The sequence below is a fragment of the Paenibacillus sp. FSL L8-0435 genome (assembly GCF_037965655.1).
In the GTDB taxonomy this organism is placed as follows: Bacteria; Bacillota; Bacilli; order Paenibacillales; family Paenibacillaceae; genus Paenibacillus.
The window spans coordinates 1,710,222-1,731,034 of sequence record NZ_CP150185.1; the positions used below are offsets into that span (position 1 = coordinate 1,710,222).

A 20,813-nucleotide genomic window follows, 5' to 3' on the forward strand; every position below is an offset into this window, starting at 1 on the left:
CTCACCTTATCTTCAACAAATGAATCAAGATCCTAGTTATATGAGGGGAACCATATGTTATGTTAATTAATCCAACGATTAATGAGATCAATGACTTATTCAAGAGGCATTATATCAACGAAGAGATATCTGAAATTCAAAGTTTGTCAGGTACCACAGCTGGACGTGTTTATCGGTTGAGTACGGATCTGAACAGGAACTATATTCTGAAATCAGATGAACCCGAACAGATTCATATTGCCCAGCAGTTTTTGGATACGTATAAGAATTCTTCGTTACTGCCTGAAGTTTTGTTCACTGATCTGGATAACACTTATTTTATCTATACGTATATGGAAGGCACGACCCATTTCAATCGGGGACAGAAAAGAGACTGGTTAACTCGTCTCGTGAAAGAGCTGTTCAATACATATGTGCGTTCTTCAGATACGAAATCATGGGGCAGAATAGAGTTCCCACTGAGGACATGGAAAGAATTCAATCAGATTAGTATTCATGAGGCAAAAATGAATATCGGAAGTATTTTAACAACAGATGATTATAATCTGGTTCAATCCAAAGTGGATCGTCTCTTTCATGAGGAAGAAGAGAAGTTTCTTTTACATGGCGATACGGGGGTTCATAATTTTGTATATGATCAAAATGAACTCATCGGCGTCATTGATCCATCTCCAATGGTTGGACCTATCCTCTATGATTTCTTGTATGCTTTTAGCTCCTCGCCAGATGATATCAACACCGAAACATTATTTGCTACATTCGAACTTCTGGAAAAAGTAGATATGGATAAATCCAGATTAATAGAGGAAGCTCTGATCCATCTATATTGCCGAATTGGGCTGAGTAACAAACATCATCCGGATGATCTGCCTGAATACTTGAAGGCGTGGAATGAATGGAAACGACTATGTCAGGAATTTTGAGCTAGCAAAGTATTTACAGCTATCGCAAATGCCTTAGTTCAGACTATACAAGAAAGGAGAGATATCACAAGTTGGATAACAAAAATAGTTTGCATAGTCCGAATGCATGGACCTTCGATATACTTCATGGCGACTTACTTGCCAGTAAAGAACTTATCTATGACAAGTGTGGCTTTGGTTGCTCACAACCACATGAAGAAGCACAAAATGCTGAATATGGTGCATATGTGTTCACCATAAATTCTCTCTCCATTCGATTTCGCGTCGCCAAAACCACGCCAACCAAGATCGGACAATTTGTTACCCTATGGCAGCGGAGTGAGGATGGAACGACACAGCCATATGATGGATCAGATCCAGCAGATGTGTATGTCATTAGTACGCGAACAGGTAGTCACTTTGGTCAATTTGTATTTCCGAAACATGTATTGTTGCAGCGAGATATCCTATCGGATCAAGGAAAAGGTGGCAAGCGGGCCATACGTGTATATCCGCCTTGGGACAAGCCAGCAAGTAAGCAGGCTTTAAAAACGCAGCAATGGCAGCTGGAATACTTCTTGGAAGTACCTTTTACCAAACCGTTGAACTGTGATCAAGCTCGGGTACTTTATGGCCCTAGCGATTAAAGTAAGCGAAACAGTAGCCCAGCATCTCCAAACTCTTTTCCTCTGAATATCAACTTTCACCGATCTTTCGACATAATCTCCTCTATTCGTTATTTCTCAGTACTGAAGCGTAAGCTATGTCCTCCATTTGTTAAAAATAGTGAACGTCAGTTCATTTAATTTTTTTGAAATTTGTGCTTGCCTTAATGTGAACATTAAGCCTTAGGATGTAAAAGAACCGGCCAATGGCATCTAAAAATGAACATAAAGGAGGAGTCAGCATTATGACTTTCTCGATAAAAGAAGCTTCGGAGCGGCTGGGTTGTCCTGCACATAAAATTCGTTACTACGAGAAGGAGGGACTGCTCCCTTACATTCAACGGGATCAATATGGAAATCGGATGTTCGAGGAAGAACATCTGGATTGGATGAGACTGATGTCTTGTTTCCGGGCAACGGGTATGAAGGTAGCTACACTGAAACATATGGTTAGTCTGGCGCTGGATGGTGATTCAACGATTCCACAACGGAAAGCAATCCTTCACGAATATAAAGAGGAATTACATCGCCGCCAACTTGAAATTGCCGAAGCACTTGCAGCGGTGAATAACAAATTGACCATCTATGAAGACATAGAAACAGGAAAGCTTCCTTCAGAAAGCAAGCTGCTAGACCAAATGGAAAGCATCGGCAAAGACTAATATTAACGGATGGAGAGATGGAGAAATGAAGCAAAGAGTGCTGGGAAATAGCGATATCGTCGTATCTTCGATTGGATTGGGAATTATGGGCATGTCTCCGGGGATGTATGGGGAAACCAATGATGAGGATTCAATGAAGACCATCCATCACGCGCTGGAGATTGGCGTTACACTGCTAGATACAGCTGATGTGTATGGGAATGGTCATAATGAAGAACTACTGGGGAAAGCGCTGAAGGGACGTCGCGATCAGGCCATTATTGCTACCAAATTCGCGTATACCCCAAACTATGAGACGTTGAATGGTCATCCGGATTACGTGAAAATGGCTGTAGAAGCAAGTCTTCGCAGGCTGGACACCGACTATATTGATCTGTATTACCAACACAGGGTAGATCCTCAGATTCCGATTGAGGAAACGGTTGGCGCGATGGCTGACTTGGTTAAAGAGGGGAAAGTCCGCTGCCTTGGCTTGTCGGAAGCATCGGCTTCCACTTTACGCCGTGCACACGCCGTTCATCCAATCTCTGCGTTGCAGAGCGAATATTCCCTGTGGAGCCGGGATATTGAGGACGAGATTCTACCGACTGCGAGAGAATTGAATATTACTCATATTGCATACAGTCCATTAAGCAGAGGGTTTATCTCAGGGGAGATACGGAAATTCGAAGATCTGGATGTTAATGATCTGCGCAGATATATGCCGAGGTTCCAAGGAGACAATTTCGCCAAAAATATAGAAGTTGTGGATAAAATCAAAGAGATTGCAATGGAGAAGAGTTGCACGCCTGCACAATTGGCTTTAGCTTGGACAATGGCTAATAACGCATTGCCGATTCCGGGAACGAAACGAATCAAATATTTGGAGGAAAACGCGAACGCTGCAACGATTGAACTGACACCTGTTGACTTAGCTCGCATTGAAAAGGTAAGCCCCAAAAATGAAATCCATGGAACACGTTATATGAAAGAAATGATGACTCAGCTTAACGGGTAAATAATGTCCTTATGACTTGTTATTAGTAGTGAAGTAGTTGTTTGTTAAAAGCAAAGATGTAATACAAAAGAGACTTTCATCCTCGGAAGTCTCTTTTACGCAACACTTATAATACACAGCTTATTTCGCAAAGAACGGCAAAGTTTCCTTCAGAATCTCCGCTCCAGACAACGGGCCTTAACCCAAAGCCCATATTTCATCAATTACAACCAGGATGTGGTTGTTTTTAACCGCGTTGATGGGTTTGTAGGATTTTTCATCAAAATATAGAAGTTTTACTCAGAACTTTAACGACCATGACTTTAGGCTTGCCATTAATTTGAGAATGAGTTTGCTCAATATTCTGGTTTAGATTATTGATGACCTGATCATGTTCTTTTTCTTTCTCAAGCATCGTTCCCGGCACAGCGAATTTTGTTCCATGTCTCCATACCCGTTGGTGGAAAATAAATGGTGATCCCAAGAAAAAAAGGGATAAATAGATAATATTTGAATCGATATGATTTAATTGAGCGCCATAATTATGAATTGTATGGCGTTTTTTGGCGTTTGCGGCTGGGAAAACAAAAAAACGCATGTTCAGAATCGGTTCAGAATCGTTTGTTATAATTCACGTGAAGTTTCAAATTTTAAATGTAAATGAGGAGGAACATGATTTGAAGGGGAGCATAGGGGGCAAAAAGATGGCATCTTTCAAACGAGGGCTAGTGATTATACTGGCATTTTTGATAATGGTGGCATTCATGACGCAAAATTCTGCGCAAGCCGTTTCTGGCGAATGGGAACAGGTGAGTCCATTCCCTACGGCTAATTCGATTAGTGCTGTAGCCTATGGCAACAATAAATTTGTCGCTGTGGGACGAAATCAAGTAATTATCACTTCCACTGATAGTAAGAATTGGATAGTCTCGGACCATCCACAAGCAGTGAATTCCAATCTGGCAAGTATCATCTACGGTAATGGTAGATTTGTCGCAGTTGGATCAAGTGGTTTGATAGTAACCCTAGTAGACGGTGAAACTCAATGGAAAATTCAGAGACAGAATATCACCTCTTACGCTATAACTAGCGTTGTATTTGCCAACGGGAAGTTCGTAGCAGTAGGGGCCAATGGAATTGTTATGACATCCACAGACGGGATAACTTGGACGGGGCAGCCAGTAACCAGTACATATCATATGGGTGTTACTTACGGCAAGAATAAGTTTGTTGGTGTCGGGCAAAGAGGATCAGTGATCCAATCTGCCGATGGAACTACTTGGAGCACGGCAACAGTCAACAATACCTATATGTTTAATGGAGTAACTTATGGCAATAACAAATTTGTAGCTGTTGGTCAAGGTGGTTTGATTGCCACATCCAGTGATGGTAACAGTTGGACAACCGCAATCAGCAATTCCACGGTCACGTTTAACACAGTGACTTATGACAACCTTAATAACTTATATGTAGCAGTCGGTGGAGGAGGCACCATTGTGACCTCAGCTAACGGAACGAACTGGACAGTTCAAACTACAGGTACTATAAAGGATCTTAATGGTGTTTTTGCTAGGGATGGTCTCATTTTTGCTGTTGGTTACAGTGGTGTGATCTTAACCTCTAATAATGGAATGACTTGGACAGATCAGTTGAGGGGAACAGCTGCAGGTCTTGAAAGCCTGACTTATGGCAATGGCATGTTTGTTGCAGCTGGTTATGAAATGATAGGATCGACGAGTCTGATAGGTGCAATTTACACATCTGAAGATGGACAAAATTGGGTGAACCGAAAAAAGGCAGTTTTTCCGTATAAACGAGATTATATTAGTAGTGTTAGCTATGGTAACGGCAAATTCATAGCTGTAGGGTATAAAGAACTTTCCGGACTCTCAAATACTGGGCTTATTATGACCTCATCTAACGGAGTATCTTGGACAGAGCAATTATTAGATGAAGGGACACTCTTGGATAGCGTATATGGTGATCATCAATATGTGACTGTAGGGGCTTTTGGAAAAATAATGACTTCACCGGATGGTGAAACTTGGACGAGCCGAACAAGTGGAGTGTCAGTTCCGCTTACTGACATTAGTTATGGAAATGGTTTATATGTTGCCGTAGGCGGGAGTACAGTTGTGACATCGCCTGATGGGGTTACATGGAAGGAACAACCCAGTGACTCTTCAAGGTATATGTATGATATCGCATACGGTAACGGTTTGTTTATTGCCGTTGGACCAAGCGGAAAAATTATCACTTCTTCCAACGGGGAAAACTGGAGTACTGTAACGAGTACGGTAAATAATGTGCTTCAAGGCATACATTATGACATGAATGGATTTAAGGCTACTGGTAACTCTGGAGTCCTGCTTACTTCACCCGATGGTATCACTTGGACCAAGCAAATAAGCGGGACAAAGGTTGATTTGCGCGGCAGCATCTCAAGCGGAAGCGAGGATGTAGTGATAGGTTTGGATGGACTTATTTTGCGGAAATCGGTTATGAACAGCACGATCAATCCAACAACCGCTTCTTTTGACAAAAACAGTTCATCTGCAGATTACAAAGATATTGAAACAGAAGTTGTCTTAAATGGGAATGAATTCACTGGAATTGAAAATGGAGCCGAGAAGCTCGTATTGGACAGCGATTACAAGATGGTTGCGGGTACTGTGACGATCCGTAAGGAGTATTTGGTCAAACAAGCAGAAGGAACAATAGACCTGAACTTTACCTTTAGTACAGGGGCTACACAGAAGCTGGTAGTTACAATTAATAACACTACACCAAAGGTCGGGACGGTTAGCTACTTACAAGGCGAGCATGGGACAATCGACGGCACGAGCGAGCAGGTAGAGATTGGCGGACATCCAGTAAACGTGCCGACAGTAACGCCTGCTAAGGGGTACCATTTTGCAGGATGGAGCAGCGATGGTGGCATCACTAAGCTTAGTAGTCATGAAGTAGGTACATCCACAGTAACAGCTGATGTAACGTATACTGCACAATACACGGTGTTTGTCATGGGAGATGCAGATGGCGACGGTAAAGTGACTGCTGCTGATGCACTTTTGTTAACCAAATATATGAAAGGCAAGATTACACTTACGCCGGAGCAATTGCACGCGCTTGATATGAATGGTGATGGGAAATGGGACGATGAGGATGTCAAAGCGATTCTTGCCATCGCCGTAGGAAAGGGTTGATATGATGGCTTGGAAAAAATGGATTTCAATAATGATGGCGGTCGTTGTATTTTTAACTTTTGGAACAATGGGTTATGCCGAATCTAGTTCAGATGTAGCTTCAAACTCGATTAAGATAAGCAGCGAACAAGGATATCCTGGAGATTTCGTTGACATTTCGGTACATTTGACACCGGAGGATCTGATCAATCATTATGATATTTCGATTGGATTTGATGAATCCACGTTGGCGTTGGTACCTGGAAATGAAGTGACAGATGAGTTGGGGGTCATTTCTAATGAAGGAGGTTTTGAATCGGATTTTTCTAGTAATGGGACGATCAATATCAAGGCTAATCCAGTATTCATTACAGAAGCAGATACAAAGGCATTCACTCTTCATTTCAAAATCACGGACTCTGCAGAGCCTGGAGATTGGGATTTTAATGTGATAAAACATGACCTCTACGAGGGTAATGAACTCGCTTCCACCTCAGTTGAGTCTGGGAAGGTAACGGTAAAGACAAAAATTACGATTAAGCATACTGTGACATTCGACTCACAGGGAGGCAGTGTTGTAGAGAGTGTGACCAACGTGGACAGCGGCAAGACGATCAGTGCTCCTCCAGCGCCGACGAAGGCGGGCTACTCGTTTGCAGGCTGGTACAAGGATGCGTCCGTTGCGGATGCATGGAACTTTGAAGAAGACGCGGTAACGTCTGATATGATGTTGTATGCGAAATGGACGCGGCACGCGGTGCAGATTCAGGTTGGCTCGGTGAGCGGAACGCCTGGCTCCACGGTGGACGTACCAGTCACAGTGACCGACTTAACTTATGGAATAGCAGCCTATAGCGTACAGCTTGATTTTGACACAGAAGGTTTGGAAGTAACGGGAGTTACGGGAAACGTTGGAGATTACTTCGACTCCAATTACGATAACGATGCAGGCTGGCTCAAAACAGTATGGGTAGATAATGATGGGGGAGATACACCGATCCTGGCCGGAGAGAGAATGTTCACTGTTAGCTTCAAAGTGAAGAGCGAGGCAGTGTTAGGCGAGAAGGCGCTGACAGTGCAGACAGAAGATTCCGCTCTATTCTCCATCATGGATGAATCAGGGATAGAGATGAACAAAATACTTACCCCTGGCAAGGTAACCGTAATCGAGGGACCAGTGCAACATATGGTTACATTTAACTCGCAGGGAGGTAGCGAGGTTTCCAGTATCTCCAATGTGAATAGTGGCACGACAATCAGTGCTCCGACAGCACCGACGAGAGCCGGTTACACATTTGCAGGTTGGTACCAAGAAGCAGCGGGTACAAATGCTTGGAACTTTGCAACGGATATAGTCACCTCGGATATGACATTGTATGCGAAGTGGACAAGCAATGGTTCGAACAACTCAAACAACTCAAACAACTCAAACAATTCTAATAATACAAATAACTCTGGCTTGCCATCTGTTCCAAGTACGTCGTCCGACGATAAACCAGTCGGTTTTCAAGTCATTGTTGACGGTGTTGTGAAAGACCAAATTGCTACAGGATCGACGGCTATAGAGAACGGAAAATCGGTGCTGAAGGCTACAATTGATTCATTCAAACTAGCTGATCAACTTAAGAAGGCGGCTGACAAATCCACCGTGGTCATTCCTGTGACCGCCAAAATAGACAAAGTATTAGTGGTTTTGACCGGTGAAGCAGTGAAAAGTATGGAAATTAAACAATCGATCTTGGAGGTACAAACGACAAACGGTACCTATAAGCTGCCTGCTGGGCAAATTACCATCGATGATATTTCCTCTAAACTGGGCGAACAAGTTAAACTTTCTGACATTGTCGTTCGGGTGGAGATTGCTAAGAGCGATGAGGATACAGCTGTTCTCGCCGAGACTGCTTCTGCGCAAGGAGGCTTTGAGGTTGCAGCCCCGCCGGTCACTTTTAATGTAACAGCTTCTTACAATGGTAAAATAGTAGCTGTTGAGCAGTTTAGCAGCTACGTGGAACGTGAAATTCCGCTTCCCGCTGGTATCGATGTGAGCAAGGTGACGACGGCAGCCGTGCTGAATTCAGATGGCCGTGTACGCCACGTACCAACCTATCTCACGACTCGTGAAGGGAAGAATTATGCGACCGTGAACAGTCTCACCAACAGCGATTACTTCCTGATCTGGAATCCAAAGACCTTTGCGGATGTGGAAAGTCACTGGTCAAAGCAGGCCGTTAATGATATGGCTTCCCGATTGATTATCAAAGGTAAAGATGAGAATCATTATGAACCGAATGCTGTCATTACCAGAGCAGAACTTACAGCCATTGTGGTTCGGTCGTTGGGCTTGTCTGACACCGGCACCGAGAGTGCGTTCAATGATGTAATGTCCAGTGATTGGTACGCAGGCGCTATCGCCAAGGCTGTGGAATATGGATTGATTGAAGGCTATGAAAACCGGACTTTTGCTCCTAACCAAACCATTACTCGGCAGGAAGCATTGGTGATCATGAACCGGGCGATGAGACTGGCGGGTCTAGCAGCTGACGGAGCCTATCCAGACTCTCTGCTGTCTCCGTTCGCAGACCAAGCAAAGATTTCATCCTGGGCGAAGCAGGCCATGGCTGCAGCTGTGAAGAACAGACTTGTAGAAGGATCGAATGAAGGCTTGATGCCTACAAAGAACCTTACCCGAGGTGAAACAGCAGCGATAGTACAAAGGTTTTTGGTAGAGACCAATCTAATTGATACCCCGAATGACTGATGGGATAATTTACGGATGTAAAAAACTAGGCTCTATGTTTTTAATAGAGCCTAGTTTTTTTGTTGTTAATTGATGATGAGCAGGGAACATATATGCTAGGGCTCTTTAAAATATGGGTATTGTTATATATACTAATGATAGCTTAACCCTACATAGAGAAGATCAACGGAGAGGAGCGGTTTATTTATGCCGATCTACTACTACCTTGCAGCAGTTTTATTAGTTGTAACAGCCTATTTGGTTCGACGTAAGCTCAAGATTTTCCGTCCAGCAGGAAGACGCAGAAAACAGACGAAAGTGACGTACAGACGAAAAAAAGCACCATTGAATCTTGGACTTCGAGAAGAAGTCTCCTATCAGCAAACCATTCTTCAATTGGAGAAGAGTTACAATAAGCATTTTGCCAATAAACTCAAGATACGAATTCAACAGGAATATCCTCACATGAAAACGCTGGAGTATCGGTGGAAATTGATAGAGCTCAAGCGATATTTCATTATGGCTTCATTACTTAAGCAGGTGCCCATGTTCAGTGATGAAGTTGATGATTTGTGGCATGAGATGCTGATGTTTACGAAATCTTACGCTGATTTTTGTGCAGAATTCATGGGTTCCACCGTGCACCATGAGCCGGCAATCACCCGCCGCGAAACGCCAGGAGCGCGTGCATGGTTTGACTGGGTGTACTGTCAATTATTCGAGTTTACCCCCTACAGTGCTGCAATCTGGGGTGATTTTTTCACTTACCCATTATCCAGTGATGTACAGAAGCTGATCGCACAGGGAGATCAGTCTGAACTGGTGAATGAGCTGTTTCATGCCAGACGCATGCAGGAAGATCCTGAAGCTGCTCAGGTGATTGCCTATTTGATTGATCAACTACGTAGATCCGCAACGCTAAGTGAGGAAGAGCTATCTCCATCATCTTCCGGAAGTAGCGATGTAGCTCTCGTCATGGCTAGCGCCATGGTGTATTACTCCATGCATAACGAGGCGACATATGGGTTACACATGGGGCGGATGGAACAGGAAATTCTTCCACAGGAAAAGGCAGCCTATGGTTCCTCGTCAAGCAGTGGCTGCACGAGCAGTTCCAGCTGTTATGCGGATCAATGTACAGACAATAGTAGTTTCTCGGGAGGATCTGGATCATCCTCGGGGTCATCTTCCGACTCTTCTTGCAGCTCATCCAGCTGTTCATCTTGTGGTGGTGGCGGAGATTAATGAAGTTGAGTATTTGGGCTACAGTGAATCTGCAATCTTGAATGAAACAGCCACTAGACCAATGGAGATTGCCGGAAAGGAAGAGCACATGCGAAGCAACAAATTTACACCGTATTTAAGTTTTATAGGTTTTGGTTTAGTCATTCTGACCTTGAGTGTGCATATAAGTTTCAAATTAGGAATTGAGAAAGGCTTGGATGAAGTCCAAGCTGGAACGCGGAAAAATGAACAAAGAAGATTTCTTGGATCAGATTAAGAAAGTTAAGACCAGTTTGGGAATCAACATCAGTTATATTGTTATCCTGTTGTTTCAGCTTGGATACGTCATTATAAACTGGGAAGAGGTTAATATTTAGTGCTCTGACCGACCTTTTCTGATTTTGAATAGAAACGTACATAATCTTTAGGAGGAACATTCATTGAAAGCATTATCGATCATCAGTCTTATTTGGTACGTACTTAATTTTTTCTTTTTAGTAGCTTTCTTGGAAAGTTCGGAAGCCGCAGCAGGAATGGGAATTTTGGCTGTCCTGTATGGTCTGCTTTTCTCAATTCTAGCTCTAATCATATCTAGCAAGAAAAAAAAGCCCCCTGTGAATGTGCATGAACAACTGCTACAGTTAGGTGAATTAAAAGAGAAAAATATCATATCAGAATATGAATTCGATCAGAAGAAAGAGAAGTTACTCTCCAGATACAGGTAGTCCAAAGCCTGCTGCGATAAGGTAAAGGTCATTCCATTTTCTATTCATGCAAAAAATGAAATTCTCTAAACAAAAAAACAGGGCGTTCCCTTCATCGGGGAATCTGCCCTGTTTTTGTTATAACTATATTTTGTACTCATCTCAATGGTGATGATGTGCGTGAGCATCTGGTGCGTCGCCTTTGACCGTACATAATACCGAGGTGTCATGCAGATGTTTCTCGGACTCCACTTGGAGCGTTACATGTTTGATTTCTTTATGCTCCAGCATATGTTCAATTTTCTGAACCAGGATCTCGGATGCATAAACATCCATCGTTCCATCCACCACAATATGAGCGGTCAGCGCATTCAGGTTACTGGTGATGGACCAGACATGCACATCGTGAACACCTTTGACGCCATCAACTTGTTTAATAGTCTGCACCAGTTCATTCACATCCACATTGGCTGGAGTGCCTTCCATCAAGATATGCAGGGAGGATTTGGTGACATAGAAACCACTTCGCAATACCAACGCCGCGACAATTACACTTGCAAGTGGATCGGCCCAACCCCAGCCAAAAAACATCATAAGCAGGGCTGCCGCAATAGCCCCAACGGATCCCAGCATGTCGCTGATGACATGGAGAAAAGCACCGCGCATATTCAGATTATTTTCCGTATCGCTACCACGCATCATGATCCAGGCCACCAGAATATTGATGAGTAATCCAATGATGCTGATGATTAACATACCTACGGTTGCAACTTCCGGCGGATTGATAAAACGCCCAATCGCTTCGTAGAAAATGTATAGTGCAATGGCGATTAACGTAATTCCGTTTAACGTAGCGGCTAAAATTTCAAATCTTCTGTACCCGTACGTTTTGCCGGTATTTACGGCTTTTTCACCAAAGGTAAACGCCAGTAAAGCGATCCCGAGTGCAATGGAGTCAGACAGCATATGGCCTGCATCCGAGATAAGTGCGAGACTGTTGGTGATGAATCCACCAATGGCTTCAACGATCATATAAATGGTAATAATAATGAAGGAAAACAACAGGACTTTCTTGTTATTGGTGGTGTGAGCGTGGTTGTGTCCATGATCGTGCCCATGGTTGTGACTGTGATGATGTCCAGACATATAAATCCTCTCCTTTGGAGCGCGGCTCCGTTATGTAATATGATTTCTAGTGTGGTTATAGGTGATCCTTAGCGATGGTTACTCACTAACAAATGAATATATGAGCGTCCGTTCATATGTTATGAATTTATTATAGTTGTGCCTCATAGTAGTGTCAACCAGATTTAAGAAAATATAAACATGTCCAAGGTGTCTCCACGCATGTGCTGGCGAATGAGATTGCTTTTATGCTACCATCTGTGCAGGATCAAAGTGAGATGTACTCGCTACATAGAAGGGCGGACAACGATATGAAACATCTGCTGCTGGCAGACGATGATGCCAATATTCGAGCACTTCTGCGGCATGTCATGACCAAGGAAGGGTATCGGGTTCATGAAGCGCAGGATGGATTGGAAGCGGTCAGACTGATGCAAGAAACGCCGATTGATCTGGCGATCCTCGATGTGATGATGCCCGGCATGGACGGACTGGAGTTATGCGATTTCATTCGGCAGCATTACGACATTCCTATCATGCTACTGACGGCACGAGATCAGCTATCCGATAAGAGAGATGGTTATTTGAAAGGAACAGATGAATATGTGACCAAGCCATTTGAACCGGAAGAGTTAGTCTATCGGGTAAAGGCGTTATTTCGTCGGTACCATCGCACATCCAGCGATATTATCCGTATGAACCGGATCGTCATTGACCGTAACAATGTGGAGGTTACCGATGGGCAATCGATTCTCTTTTTGCCAATGAAGGAGTTTGAATTACTCTCACAGCTTGCCCAGTATCCGGGCCGTTTGTTCTCGCGGGATGAGCTCATTCGACTCGTCTGGGGAGCAGATTATGAAGGAGATGACCGTACCGTTGATGTACATATCAAGCGGCTACGTGATCGGTTTGCCGATTATACGGACGATTTCGTCATTCAGACTGTGCGGGGCATTGGTTACAAGATGGAGGTGAAAACGCCTTGAGGACCTTGTATGTCCGGGTATTCCTTATTACGATTGGAGTGATTATGGTCAGCGGTATGCTCGGTTTTCTTTTGTCCAACATCTACTATCATACAAAGCTCAAGGATTTCAATGATGAGAAGCTGGTGGGCATCGCGACGCATATGAAGCAATTTGTGGAGCAGCAACCCGGCACGATGGAGCAGTATTTGAACAATGCCGCCGCACTCGGGTATGAAATCTATGTGACGGATGGAAAAGGCAACGACCGATTCTATGGCCGCGAATTCCGTGAGAAAGATCTGGATAAGCAAGCTGTAGAACTGGTACTAAATGGTGAGGTGTACCATGGCGTCGCCCAGTTTCCAAGCAAACCGTTCATTACCGGTTTCTTCGATAATCAATTAAGCAATACCGTGGGTGTTCATCTACAGTGGGGCAATGCGAATTACGCTCTCTTTATGCGCCCGGATGTAATTCTGCAATTCGGTGAGCTGCGGATCTTTTTTGCGCTGATTGGAGCATTAACGGTGGGTATTAGTATCCTGATCTTTCTCATTAGTACCCGTTATCTGGTTAACCCGATTGAACGTCTGTCCGAGGCGACCAAGCGTATTGCGCAAGGAAAATATAATCTGAAATTGCCCACGGCAAGGCGGGATGAGATTGGACAATTAGCCCATCATTTCATGACCATGAGTCGTGAATTGGAGAGGGTAGATCAGGCACGGCAGCAGTTTGTATCCAACGTATCCCACGAGATTCAATCGCCGCTGACCTCAATTCAGGGGTTTGCCCAATTGGTGGCGGATCGGGATCTGCCTGAACAGGAACGGGAGCACTATGCATCGATCATTGAGGAGGAGAGCCGCCATCTCTCCTTGCTCAGCAAACAACTGCTTCTCCTGTCCTCTCTTGAACAAGGTAACGAAGATCTGTCCAAAGTAAAGTTCTCTTTGCAAGATCAATTCAGGCAAGCGGTTCAGGTGCTGCAATGGCAACTCGAAGAAAAAGAACTTCTGCTTCGGATATCGGTGCCCGAATCCATCCAGCTGGTGGGCAATGAAGTGCTGCTCATGCAAGTTTGGATGAATCTACTGGGCAATGCGGTGAACCATCTACCACAGGGAAGAAGCATCGAGATTCACGCGGAGCAGACGGAAAACCAGTGTGTGATTCAGATTCGGGATACAGGAGACGGGATTGCTGCGGAGCATCTGCCTTTCCTGTTCGATCGATTCTATCGGGTGGACCGTGCGCGGGAACGTTCTTCTGGACGAACAGGTCTTGGACTTGCCATTGTGCAGAAAATTATCCGAATTCATGATGGTACAATTGAGGTTTCCAGTTCGCCTGAGGGTACGGTCTTCACCGTGACACTTCCGCAGATGTAATCTGTTATTCATTTGCCGTTCATTTTCGCCTCCTATACTTGGGTTATCAAGAGGGAGGTCACAGAACATGTACTTGGCTATTCGGGAAATGAGGTATGCCAAAGGGCGATATGCCTTAATTGCTACAATCATGGTACTGGTTTCATTTCTGGTACTATTTGTTACAGGTCTTGCACAGGGGCTGGCGTATGATAACGCAGCTTCGATCAAAAATATGGCAGCAACCCACTTTGTACTGGAGCAGGATTCGAATCATCGTTTTACCCGGTCACAAGTGGATCAGAATCAGCTTGATCAAGCTCGCTCGGTAGTGGGGCAAGAGAACGCTGAGCCGCTCGGTGTGAAAATGACAACCGTCAGTCCAACCGGCGACACAAAAAAGATCGATGTCACGCTGTTCATGGTGAACCCGGAGAACTGGCTTGCTCCAACGGTGACCGAAGGGTCTCCGATTACGGATCAAACGGACGGGCAGGTTGTGGTGGACCAAAAGTTGTCTGAATCTGGTGTCACGATTGGCACCGTCCTGGTCGATCAAGCTTCGGGTACGGAGTGGACCGTTGGTGGATTTGTACAAAATGAGTCCTTCAGTCACTCCCCGGTGGTGTTCCTAAATGAACAGGAATGGCTCGCACTCCAGGGAAGTTCACGGACTTCTCAAGCTTCAGCAGACACCAATGCCAATGCTCCGATATACAATGCTATTGCGATCAAGGATGGGGGCGATCAGCTAGACCGCCTGAGTACTGCATTGCCTAATACGGAAGTTATTACGAAGTCGGATGCCGTATCGGCCATTCCTGGATATAAGGAAGAGCAGGGATCGTTGCTCATGATGATCGCTTTTCTATATGTTATTTCGGCGTTTGTGCTTGCGGTATTCTTCTATGTCATTACAATTCAGAAAACGAGTCAATTCGGTATATTGAAAGCGATTGGAACGCGGAATGGTTATCTGGCGGGCAGTGTTTCGTTACAAGTCTTGCTCCTGTCGGTTGGTAGTCTGGTGATTAGCGTACTGTCGGTTCGACTGTTCGAGTCTATCTTGCCAGCATCGATGCCGTTTCAATTAGGCTTGTCCACCCTCGCGCTGACCTGTGTGTTATTCATACTCATGTCTGTGGCGGGTTCATTATTCTCGGTGTGGAAGGTTACCAAAATTGATGCACTTGATGCGATTGGGAGGACTGCAGCATGAGAAACCGATTGGTATTGCAGGGAATTACACAGACCTTTGAAGATGGCGGCAGCAAACGCACGATTTTGGACAAACTGGACCTTGAGGTAACAGAAGGGGAACTTGTCGCTGTAATGGGGCCTTCCGGCTCGGGTAAAAGCACATTCCTGTCCATTGCTGGCGCACTGCTCGAACCAACCCAAGGGCAGGTTCTACTGGACGGGGCCTCTATTATGGGCAAAAGCAAACAGGATATATCCGATATGCGGCTTCAGCAGCTTGGTTTTATTTTTCAAAGTGCCAACCTCATTCCGTATTTGAAAGTAGAAGAGCAACTCATGGTGGTTGCGAAGCTCGCCGGAACGGATAAAAACAAGGCGGAGAAGAGAGTGGATGAGCTATTAGACACGGTGGGGTTGACCCATCGACGGAAGGCATATGCGGAGAAGCTGTCTGGTGGGGAACGACAGCGGGTCGCCATTGCAAGGGCGTTGATGAATGATCCGGCTGTCCTGCTCGCGGATGAACCGACAGCCAGCCTGGATGCGGAGCGTGGGCTGGATATTGTCCGCATGATTGCACGGCTCGTGAAAGAGCAGGGCAAGAGTGCAGTGATGGTTACACATGATGAGCGGATTTTGCCGCTCTGTAGCCGGGTTCTTTTTTTGGAAAATGGAAAGCTGGTGCAGCATTAGAGAGAGCATGGTCTGAGAGTCTGGAGAGAACACTGATCCAAGGCTAAGGGCAGAGCGCATAAGAAGAGGGTCACGTATTCCCGGTGGGAAGGTGGCCTTCTTTCTGTGTTTTCGAATATAATTGGAAGAATAGTGGAATTAGATAGAGAGGATCGGGTGCGGATGAGTAGCTTGAGTGCGGAATTATTTCCGGCGTTGAGTACGTCGATTCATTGGGGAATTATTGAGGCGGAGTTCAGATTAAACGACATCGTGGATGAAACGCTGGTGAGCAATATTAGCATCATTCCGTTTGTCGGGGATCAATGTGTTGTATTCCAACTGGATAATGGAGCTTGGGAGCTTCCTGGGGGTACGCTTGAAGCGGGTGAGCATTACATGGATGGACTGAAGCGCGAATTGATGGAGGAACTTGGGGCTGAAATGCGGTCCTATCAGATTTTTGGCCAATTCTATTGCGCATCCAGTGCGTTGAAACCGTATCGACCGCATATCCCGCATCCCCATTTTGTACGAATCATCGGATATGGAGACGTTGAACTTGTTGGTGATCCGCTGAATCCGGAGGATGGAGAGCAGGTGGTTGCGGTGGAAGTCGTAGAGATTGATGAGGCGATCCGAAGATTCCAGGAACAGAACAGATATGACATTGCGGAGATGTACAAACTGGCTCATATGCTGCGAGAAGAAGCTAAATAGTCAGGCAAGGACCAGATGATCTAATTCCGATATCTTACGGAGGTAATGATGATTCGAGATAAAATTAACGAGCTGCTGGATGCATTACCCGAAATGGAACTGAACCGAGCATATTGGGGGATTGAGCGTATCCATCAGGAATATATGTTCAAGAAGAATTTGCAGGGTAAAGGGGTTGTCGTGTCCGAACTGTATGAGGAATCCGAAGGGATTGTACAGCAATGGGACAGCGTGTTTGCCCATAATATCGATGATGTGGTCAAAGAGTCTATCCATTATAGTGAGTACAAGTGGCATTTGTTCAGTTATGAACAACAGAAATGTCGGACACATGATCAAGCACGAGATGCTTTCAATGCCGAGCCGAAAGATGAAGTATATGTGATGTATGAAAGTGGGGGTTGGGTGCTTTTATACGAAAACGCGAATCGGATTATTGCAGCGGATTTTGATTCGGAGCAGGATATCTATATCTTCGACCGAGCGTTTACATGGACGTACGTGCATACGCACGAATCCATGTGTGGCCCTTATTTTTATAAAATGGAACAAGCATGATTTTGAACAAAAAAAAGATAACAACGTATTAAATAAAATTTGCCTTGGGAGTGATATCTAATGCAGGAACTTTTTAAGAAGATCATCAAAACAGAAGTCAAACCCGTATTTGCCAAACACGGTTATTCCAAGAAAAATCTGAATTTCTACAAAGCGGATGGAAACCTCGCATATAAGTTCAACATTCAAAGAGCAAAGTATAACACCAGTCGTCAAGTCCAGTTTTATGTTAATTGTGGTGTTCATTCCACCGAACTTGCGGAGTTGCATTCCGTTGGATTGAATGGAGACATATTGGAGTACATATCTCATTTTACCTGCCGAATCAGAGCAATAGCCCCTTCCGCTCCGGCCCACTATACCTTAACGCCTGATATCGATCCGGAAGCTTTATCGAAAGAACTGGTGTCACATTTGGAAGAGGGCATGTCATTCCTGCACTCGCTAACAGGGGCCAGAGATATAGTCCATTATTATATGGACAAGACAGCGCTACATTTAAGCGAAGTAACCTTCCGCTTCCTGCTAAAAGCCGGTGATACGGAAGAAGCCAAGCATTATTTACAGCAACTGCACGCCAAATACGGAGCCGAAAAGCGCTGGACGATATTAGAAAAGAAATATGCAGCCGTTTTTGCCGAGTACGGATTATAGGCTTTGCTCCAGACAAATAGCCAAAATGAGAGGGGATAACATATGAACGATACTCAATATAATTTAAATTTTGAGAAACTGTGTAATGAATTACAGCTTGGTGAATTGATCAGTTCGCCCAAACCGATTTCAGGTGGACTTCTTCATCGAATGTACGCCATTGAAACGACGCAAGCTAATTATGCAGTTAAGGCATTGAATCCCCAGATCATGATAAGACCTACTGCTGTGCAAAATTATATTGATTCAGAAAAAATCGCAAGCGTGGCAGCTGAACATATCCATGCTCAACCTGCAAAAAGGTTAAAGGGTGCTTCTATGCATAACATTGATAATCAATTCTATCTAATTTTTGATTGGATTGAGGGGCAACGCTTGGAACAAGATGAAGTTACTATCAATAACAGTTCTCTGATGGGAACGATCCTTGCAGATATTCATAAAACGGATTTTAGACAACTAGAATTGCATAGTTCACAGGTGACTAATTCTAAAAAAATAGATTGGATGTTTTATCTGAACAAAGGAAAAAATGAGAATTCGGAATGGATTGAGATTTTGAATTCCAGTATGGATAAGCTATATGAGTGGAGCATGAAGGCTAAGAAGTCATCTTCAATGTTAGCATCTGAGAATGTTATTAGTCACAGAGATCTGGAGCCTAAGAATGTGATGTGGAGACAAGACATACCTATTATTATCGATTGGGAATCGGCAGGTTATATTAATCCTATGCATGATCTGGTAGAAACAGCTGTGTATTGGTCAGTAGATAACTCCGGAAGTATAAACAAGGAAAAGTTCTTGGCTTTTATAGCTGGATATGAGAAGCAAGTGGGGAGTCTAACCGCCAATTGGGATGTGGTTCTGGATAATGGTTTTGCTGGAAAGTTGGACTGGCTCGAATATAGTCTTAAACGGTCACTGTGGATTGAATGTACGGACATAGAGGAACAGTTAGTAGGAACATCACAAGTCATTTGGACTTTAGAGGCTCTAAAACAATACGAAAATATGATTTCAGATATTAAGAACTGGTTGAATACTTGATTCAGGAGGGGATGCCATATGGCCAACGATAAAGGAACACTCAGAACATGCGAACAAGGCCATTCGTATTATAAAAAAAGTGATTGCCTAACCTGTCCGACATGCGAAGCTGAACGTAAACCGACAGAAGGATTTCTAGCCTTGCTGTCAGCTCCCGCCAGACGTGCCTTGGAGAATGAAGGCATTACGACACTACTGCAACTTGCGGATTACACAGAGAAAGAAATCCTGAAACTACACGGAATCGGACCATCTGCCATGCCTAAACTTCGAAACGCATTGGAAGAAGAGGGATTGTCTTTTAAGAAATAACCCTCTTCATGTGGTTTCACTAATCCAAACCAGAAGCAGAAGTAATCTCCTCCATCGTTACCCGATACAACAAGTTACCTTCACTAAGTAGCAGACGATGTTGACGAAAATCCTGCCGTACCTGCTTGAAGGGCTGATCATCTTCATTTAGCAAATCAATCTTTTGTCCTTTGCTCAATCTTCCGGGCTTTTCCATTTTCTTAAGGACAAACGTACCATGTTTACCGTACCCGGCATCAAACAAAAAATGATAACCATCCGTACTGAAGCCGGAGGAACCGGAGATGTTTGGATTCATAAATGTCACTTTGGGTTCACTGGTGCCCCCTGAGATACAACCCAGTTCGAAATCGGTGTAGAAGTAGAACCAGACCTGGTTATCATTTACGACATTGAGTGCGTAACAATCCGCAATGTCTGCTGCGTGGTTTTCGTACAGCTTATTACCGTGTCCATCCCAGGCCAGCAGACCGTATGATCCAATTGGATCGCTCCATCCGTAGTTACCAAATATCCCTTCATCAAAGTAGCTGGTCCAAATCGTTCCCTTCTCTGTGACCTGTACACTCTGAATACCGTCTCCCAGCAAAAACTCGCGAATTGTATTTCCGTCTAAATCACACACTTTGGCGTTTAGATCATACTTTTCATTCCCGTAATTGGTACATCGTGCTCCGACGAGCAGCAGATGATCATGTAACGGTTGTACATAATGATAATTGAACGTCTGTCCCCAAATGACAACTTCCTCGATAGTTTGATCTGTCACAATGAGTACTTTGTACGTATAGCTTTGGTTTAATGTGGTCTGAACGAACATACCTCGTTCTCTTTCTGGAATCTGGTTCATCAGCAGCACATAGACAAGACCATCACCGCCCCACTGGGTGGAAACGATATCGAAGCCCTCGACATAATTTGAAATGTCGGCGAAAGGCAAAAGTTTTACTTTGGGATTGGGCATATCCATATCCTCCTTCGTAGTCGAATACAGTGTCACCATCTGCATCTGTATAAGAGGATTATGACGTACGTGTACTTTGCTGAACATGGCGGAAGTATAGCGAAAGCCTTATTTGGTTTTTACTGTATGAGTATGATTTGTAATGGCTGCTTCGTCCTTGAC

Annotated in this window: 21 protein-coding genes; 18 read left to right on the forward strand and 3 right to left on the reverse strand. The window is 44.3% G+C overall.

Going from position 1 to position 20,813, the window contains the following annotated elements; translation table 11 throughout:
* The first annotated feature begins 59 nt into the window (after positions 1-59).
* From NST33_RS07740 to NST33_RS07755, 4 genes are all read left to right on the forward strand, one after another.
* Positions 60-923 carry an aminoglycoside phosphotransferase family protein gene (locus NST33_RS07740; RefSeq protein WP_339307454.1) on the forward strand — a complete coding sequence of 288 codons (864 nt, stop codon included), beginning with the start codon at positions 60-62 and terminating at the stop codon, positions 921-923.
* 71 nt (positions 924-994) lie between these two features.
* The gene (locus NST33_RS07745; protein ID WP_339307456.1) at positions 995-1,549 is read left to right on the forward strand and encodes a MepB family protein; all 555 of its coding nucleotides are present in this window, start codon (positions 995-997) and stop codon (positions 1,547-1,549) included.
* Positions 1,550-1,812: 263 nt separating this feature from the next.
* The gene (locus tag NST33_RS07750) at positions 1,813-2,229 is read left to right on the forward strand and encodes a MerR family transcriptional regulator (protein WP_339307458.1); all 417 of its coding nucleotides are present in this window, start codon (positions 1,813-1,815) and stop codon (positions 2,227-2,229) included.
* Between the two features lie 25 nt (positions 2,230-2,254).
* Positions 2,255-3,226, forward strand: coding sequence for an aldo/keto reductase (locus tag NST33_RS07755; RefSeq protein ID WP_339307460.1), 972 nt, complete (start codon positions 2,255-2,257; stop codon positions 3,224-3,226).
* Between the two features lie 259 nt (positions 3,227-3,485).
* Here the strand turns inward: NST33_RS07755 and NST33_RS07760 are convergent, their stop codons facing one another.
* On the reverse strand, positions 3,486-3,803 hold the full coding sequence (locus NST33_RS07760; protein WP_339307462.1) for a hypothetical protein: 318 nt from the start codon (positions 3,801-3,803) through the stop codon (positions 3,486-3,488).
* A gap of 106 nt (positions 3,804-3,909) precedes the next feature.
* Between NST33_RS07760 and NST33_RS07765 the strand changes: the two genes are divergently transcribed.
* The 5 genes from NST33_RS07765 (at position 3,910) to NST33_RS07785 (ending at position 11,076) form a co-directional block, all read left to right on the forward strand.
* A complete protein-coding gene (locus NST33_RS07765; protein ID WP_339307464.1) occupies positions 3,910-6,411 on the forward strand; it encodes a X2-like carbohydrate binding domain-containing protein in 2,502 nt (833 codons plus the stop codon).
* A 1-nt stretch (position 6,412) separates the two neighbouring features.
* A complete protein-coding gene (locus tag NST33_RS07770) occupies positions 6,413-9,148 on the forward strand; it encodes an InlB B-repeat-containing protein (RefSeq protein WP_339307466.1) in 2,736 nt (911 codons plus the stop codon).
* Positions 9,149-9,334: 186 nt separating this feature from the next.
* A complete protein-coding gene (locus tag NST33_RS07775) occupies positions 9,335-10,372 on the forward strand; it encodes a hypothetical protein (protein ID WP_339307468.1) in 1,038 nt (345 codons plus the stop codon).
* Complete coding sequence (locus NST33_RS07780; protein WP_339307470.1) at positions 10,353-10,628, forward strand: hypothetical protein; 276 nt, start codon at positions 10,353-10,355, stop codon at positions 10,626-10,628. The genes NST33_RS07775 and NST33_RS07780 overlap by 20 nt, the downstream gene beginning before the upstream one ends.
* Before the next feature lie 163 nt (positions 10,629-10,791).
* On the forward strand, positions 10,792-11,076 hold the full coding sequence (locus NST33_RS07785) for an SHOCT domain-containing protein (protein ID WP_336760346.1): 285 nt from the start codon (positions 10,792-10,794) through the stop codon (positions 11,074-11,076).
* Positions 11,077-11,217: 141 nt separating this feature from the next.
* On the opposite strand, the gene NST33_RS07790 is transcribed toward NST33_RS07785, so the two are convergent.
* A complete protein-coding gene (locus tag NST33_RS07790; protein WP_339307473.1) occupies positions 11,218-12,201 on the reverse strand; it encodes a cation diffusion facilitator family transporter in 984 nt (327 codons plus the stop codon).
* Positions 12,202-12,491: 290 nt separating this feature from the next.
* Here NST33_RS07790 and NST33_RS07795 point away from each other — a divergent pair, with 290 nt between their 5' ends.
* The 9 genes from NST33_RS07795 (at position 12,492) to NST33_RS07835 (ending at position 19,687) form a co-directional block, all read left to right on the forward strand.
* Positions 12,492-13,169 carry a response regulator transcription factor gene (locus NST33_RS07795; RefSeq protein ID WP_336761239.1) on the forward strand — a complete coding sequence of 226 codons (678 nt, stop codon included), beginning with the start codon at positions 12,492-12,494 and terminating at the stop codon, positions 13,167-13,169.
* Positions 13,166-14,542 carry a HAMP domain-containing sensor histidine kinase gene (locus tag NST33_RS07800; protein ID WP_339307475.1) on the forward strand — a complete coding sequence of 459 codons (1,377 nt, stop codon included), beginning with the start codon at positions 13,166-13,168 and terminating at the stop codon, positions 14,540-14,542. The genes NST33_RS07795 and NST33_RS07800 overlap by 4 nt, the downstream gene beginning before the upstream one ends.
* 67 nt (positions 14,543-14,609) lie before the next feature.
* Positions 14,610-15,740 carry an ABC transporter permease gene (locus tag NST33_RS07805; protein ID WP_339307477.1) on the forward strand — a complete coding sequence of 377 codons (1,131 nt, stop codon included), beginning with the start codon at positions 14,610-14,612 and terminating at the stop codon, positions 15,738-15,740.
* Positions 15,737-16,414, forward strand: coding sequence for an ABC transporter ATP-binding protein (locus NST33_RS07810; RefSeq protein ID WP_339307479.1), 678 nt, complete (start codon positions 15,737-15,739; stop codon positions 16,412-16,414). The genes NST33_RS07805 and NST33_RS07810 overlap by 4 nt, the downstream gene beginning before the upstream one ends.
* 162 nt (positions 16,415-16,576) lie before the next feature.
* On the forward strand, positions 16,577-17,113 hold the full coding sequence (locus tag NST33_RS07815; RefSeq protein WP_221822662.1) for an NUDIX domain-containing protein: 537 nt from the start codon (positions 16,577-16,579) through the stop codon (positions 17,111-17,113).
* A 45-nt stretch (positions 17,114-17,158) separates the two neighbouring features.
* Positions 17,159-17,671 carry a DUF4275 family protein gene (locus NST33_RS07820; RefSeq protein ID WP_260632874.1) on the forward strand — a complete coding sequence of 171 codons (513 nt, stop codon included), beginning with the start codon at positions 17,159-17,161 and terminating at the stop codon, positions 17,669-17,671.
* A gap of 60 nt (positions 17,672-17,731) precedes the next feature.
* The gene (locus tag NST33_RS07825; protein WP_221822664.1) at positions 17,732-18,325 is read left to right on the forward strand and encodes a DUF4304 domain-containing protein; all 594 of its coding nucleotides are present in this window, start codon (positions 17,732-17,734) and stop codon (positions 18,323-18,325) included.
* A gap of 42 nt (positions 18,326-18,367) precedes the next feature.
* The gene (locus NST33_RS07830; protein WP_339183217.1) at positions 18,368-19,375 is read left to right on the forward strand and encodes a phosphotransferase; all 1,008 of its coding nucleotides are present in this window, start codon (positions 18,368-18,370) and stop codon (positions 19,373-19,375) included.
* An 18-nt stretch (positions 19,376-19,393) separates the two neighbouring features.
* Positions 19,394-19,687 (forward strand): RNA polymerase alpha subunit C-terminal domain-containing protein, encoded by a 294-nt coding sequence (locus NST33_RS07835; RefSeq protein ID WP_221822667.1) that lies wholly within the window; start codon positions 19,394-19,396, stop codon positions 19,685-19,687.
* Positions 19,688-19,706: 19 nt separating this feature from the next.
* Here NST33_RS07835 and NST33_RS07840 read toward each other — a convergent pair whose 3' ends face one another.
* A complete protein-coding gene (locus NST33_RS07840) occupies positions 19,707-20,651 on the reverse strand; it encodes a hypothetical protein (protein ID WP_260632875.1) in 945 nt (314 codons plus the stop codon).
* Positions 20,652-20,813: the final 162 nt, after the last annotated feature.

Bases quoted from the DNA above. Each gene is read 5' to 3' on its own strand.
- NST33_RS07810 (WP_339307479.1), top strand. From the start codon at position 15,737: ATGAGAAACCGATTGGTATTGCAGGGAATTACACAGACCTTTGAAGAT.
- NST33_RS07835 (WP_221822667.1), top strand. From the start codon at position 19,394: ATGGCCAACGATAAAGGAACACTCAGAACATGCGAACAAGGCCATTCG.
- NST33_RS07795 (WP_336761239.1), top strand. From the start codon at position 12,492: ATGAAACATCTGCTGCTGGCAGACGATGATGCCAATATTCGAGCACTT.
- NST33_RS07805 (WP_339307477.1), top strand. From the start codon at position 14,610: ATGTACTTGGCTATTCGGGAAATGAGGTATGCCAAAGGGCGATATGCC.
- NST33_RS07820 (WP_260632874.1), top strand. From the start codon at position 17,159: ATGATGATTCGAGATAAAATTAACGAGCTGCTGGATGCATTACCCGAA.
- NST33_RS07830 (WP_339183217.1), top strand. From the start codon at position 18,368: ATGAACGATACTCAATATAATTTAAATTTTGAGAAACTGTGTAATGAA.
- NST33_RS07825 (WP_221822664.1), top strand. From the start codon at position 17,732: ATGCAGGAACTTTTTAAGAAGATCATCAAAACAGAAGTCAAACCCGTA.
- NST33_RS07750 (WP_339307458.1), top strand. From the start codon at position 1,813: ATGACTTTCTCGATAAAAGAAGCTTCGGAGCGGCTGGGTTGTCCTGCA.
- NST33_RS07815 (WP_221822662.1), top strand. From the start codon at position 16,577: ATGAGTAGCTTGAGTGCGGAATTATTTCCGGCGTTGAGTACGTCGATT.
- NST33_RS07765 (WP_339307464.1), top strand. From the start codon at position 3,910: ATGGCATCTTTCAAACGAGGGCTAGTGATTATACTGGCATTTTTGATA.
- NST33_RS07760 (WP_339307462.1), bottom strand. From the start codon at position 3,803: ATGCGTTTTTTTGTTTTCCCAGCCGCAAACGCCAAAAAACGCCATACA.
- NST33_RS07770 (WP_339307466.1), top strand. From the start codon at position 6,413: ATGATGGCTTGGAAAAAATGGATTTCAATAATGATGGCGGTCGTTGTA.
- NST33_RS07840 (WP_260632875.1), bottom strand. From the start codon at position 20,651: ATGCCCAATCCCAAAGTAAAACTTTTGCCTTTCGCCGACATTTCAAAT.
- NST33_RS07755 (WP_339307460.1), top strand. From the start codon at position 2,255: ATGAAGCAAAGAGTGCTGGGAAATAGCGATATCGTCGTATCTTCGATT.
- NST33_RS07740 (WP_339307454.1), top strand. From the start codon at position 60: ATGTTAATTAATCCAACGATTAATGAGATCAATGACTTATTCAAGAGG.
- NST33_RS07790 (WP_339307473.1), bottom strand. From the start codon at position 12,201: ATGTCTGGACATCATCACAGTCACAACCATGGGCACGATCATGGACAC.
- NST33_RS07775 (WP_339307468.1), top strand. From the start codon at position 9,335: ATGCCGATCTACTACTACCTTGCAGCAGTTTTATTAGTTGTAACAGCC.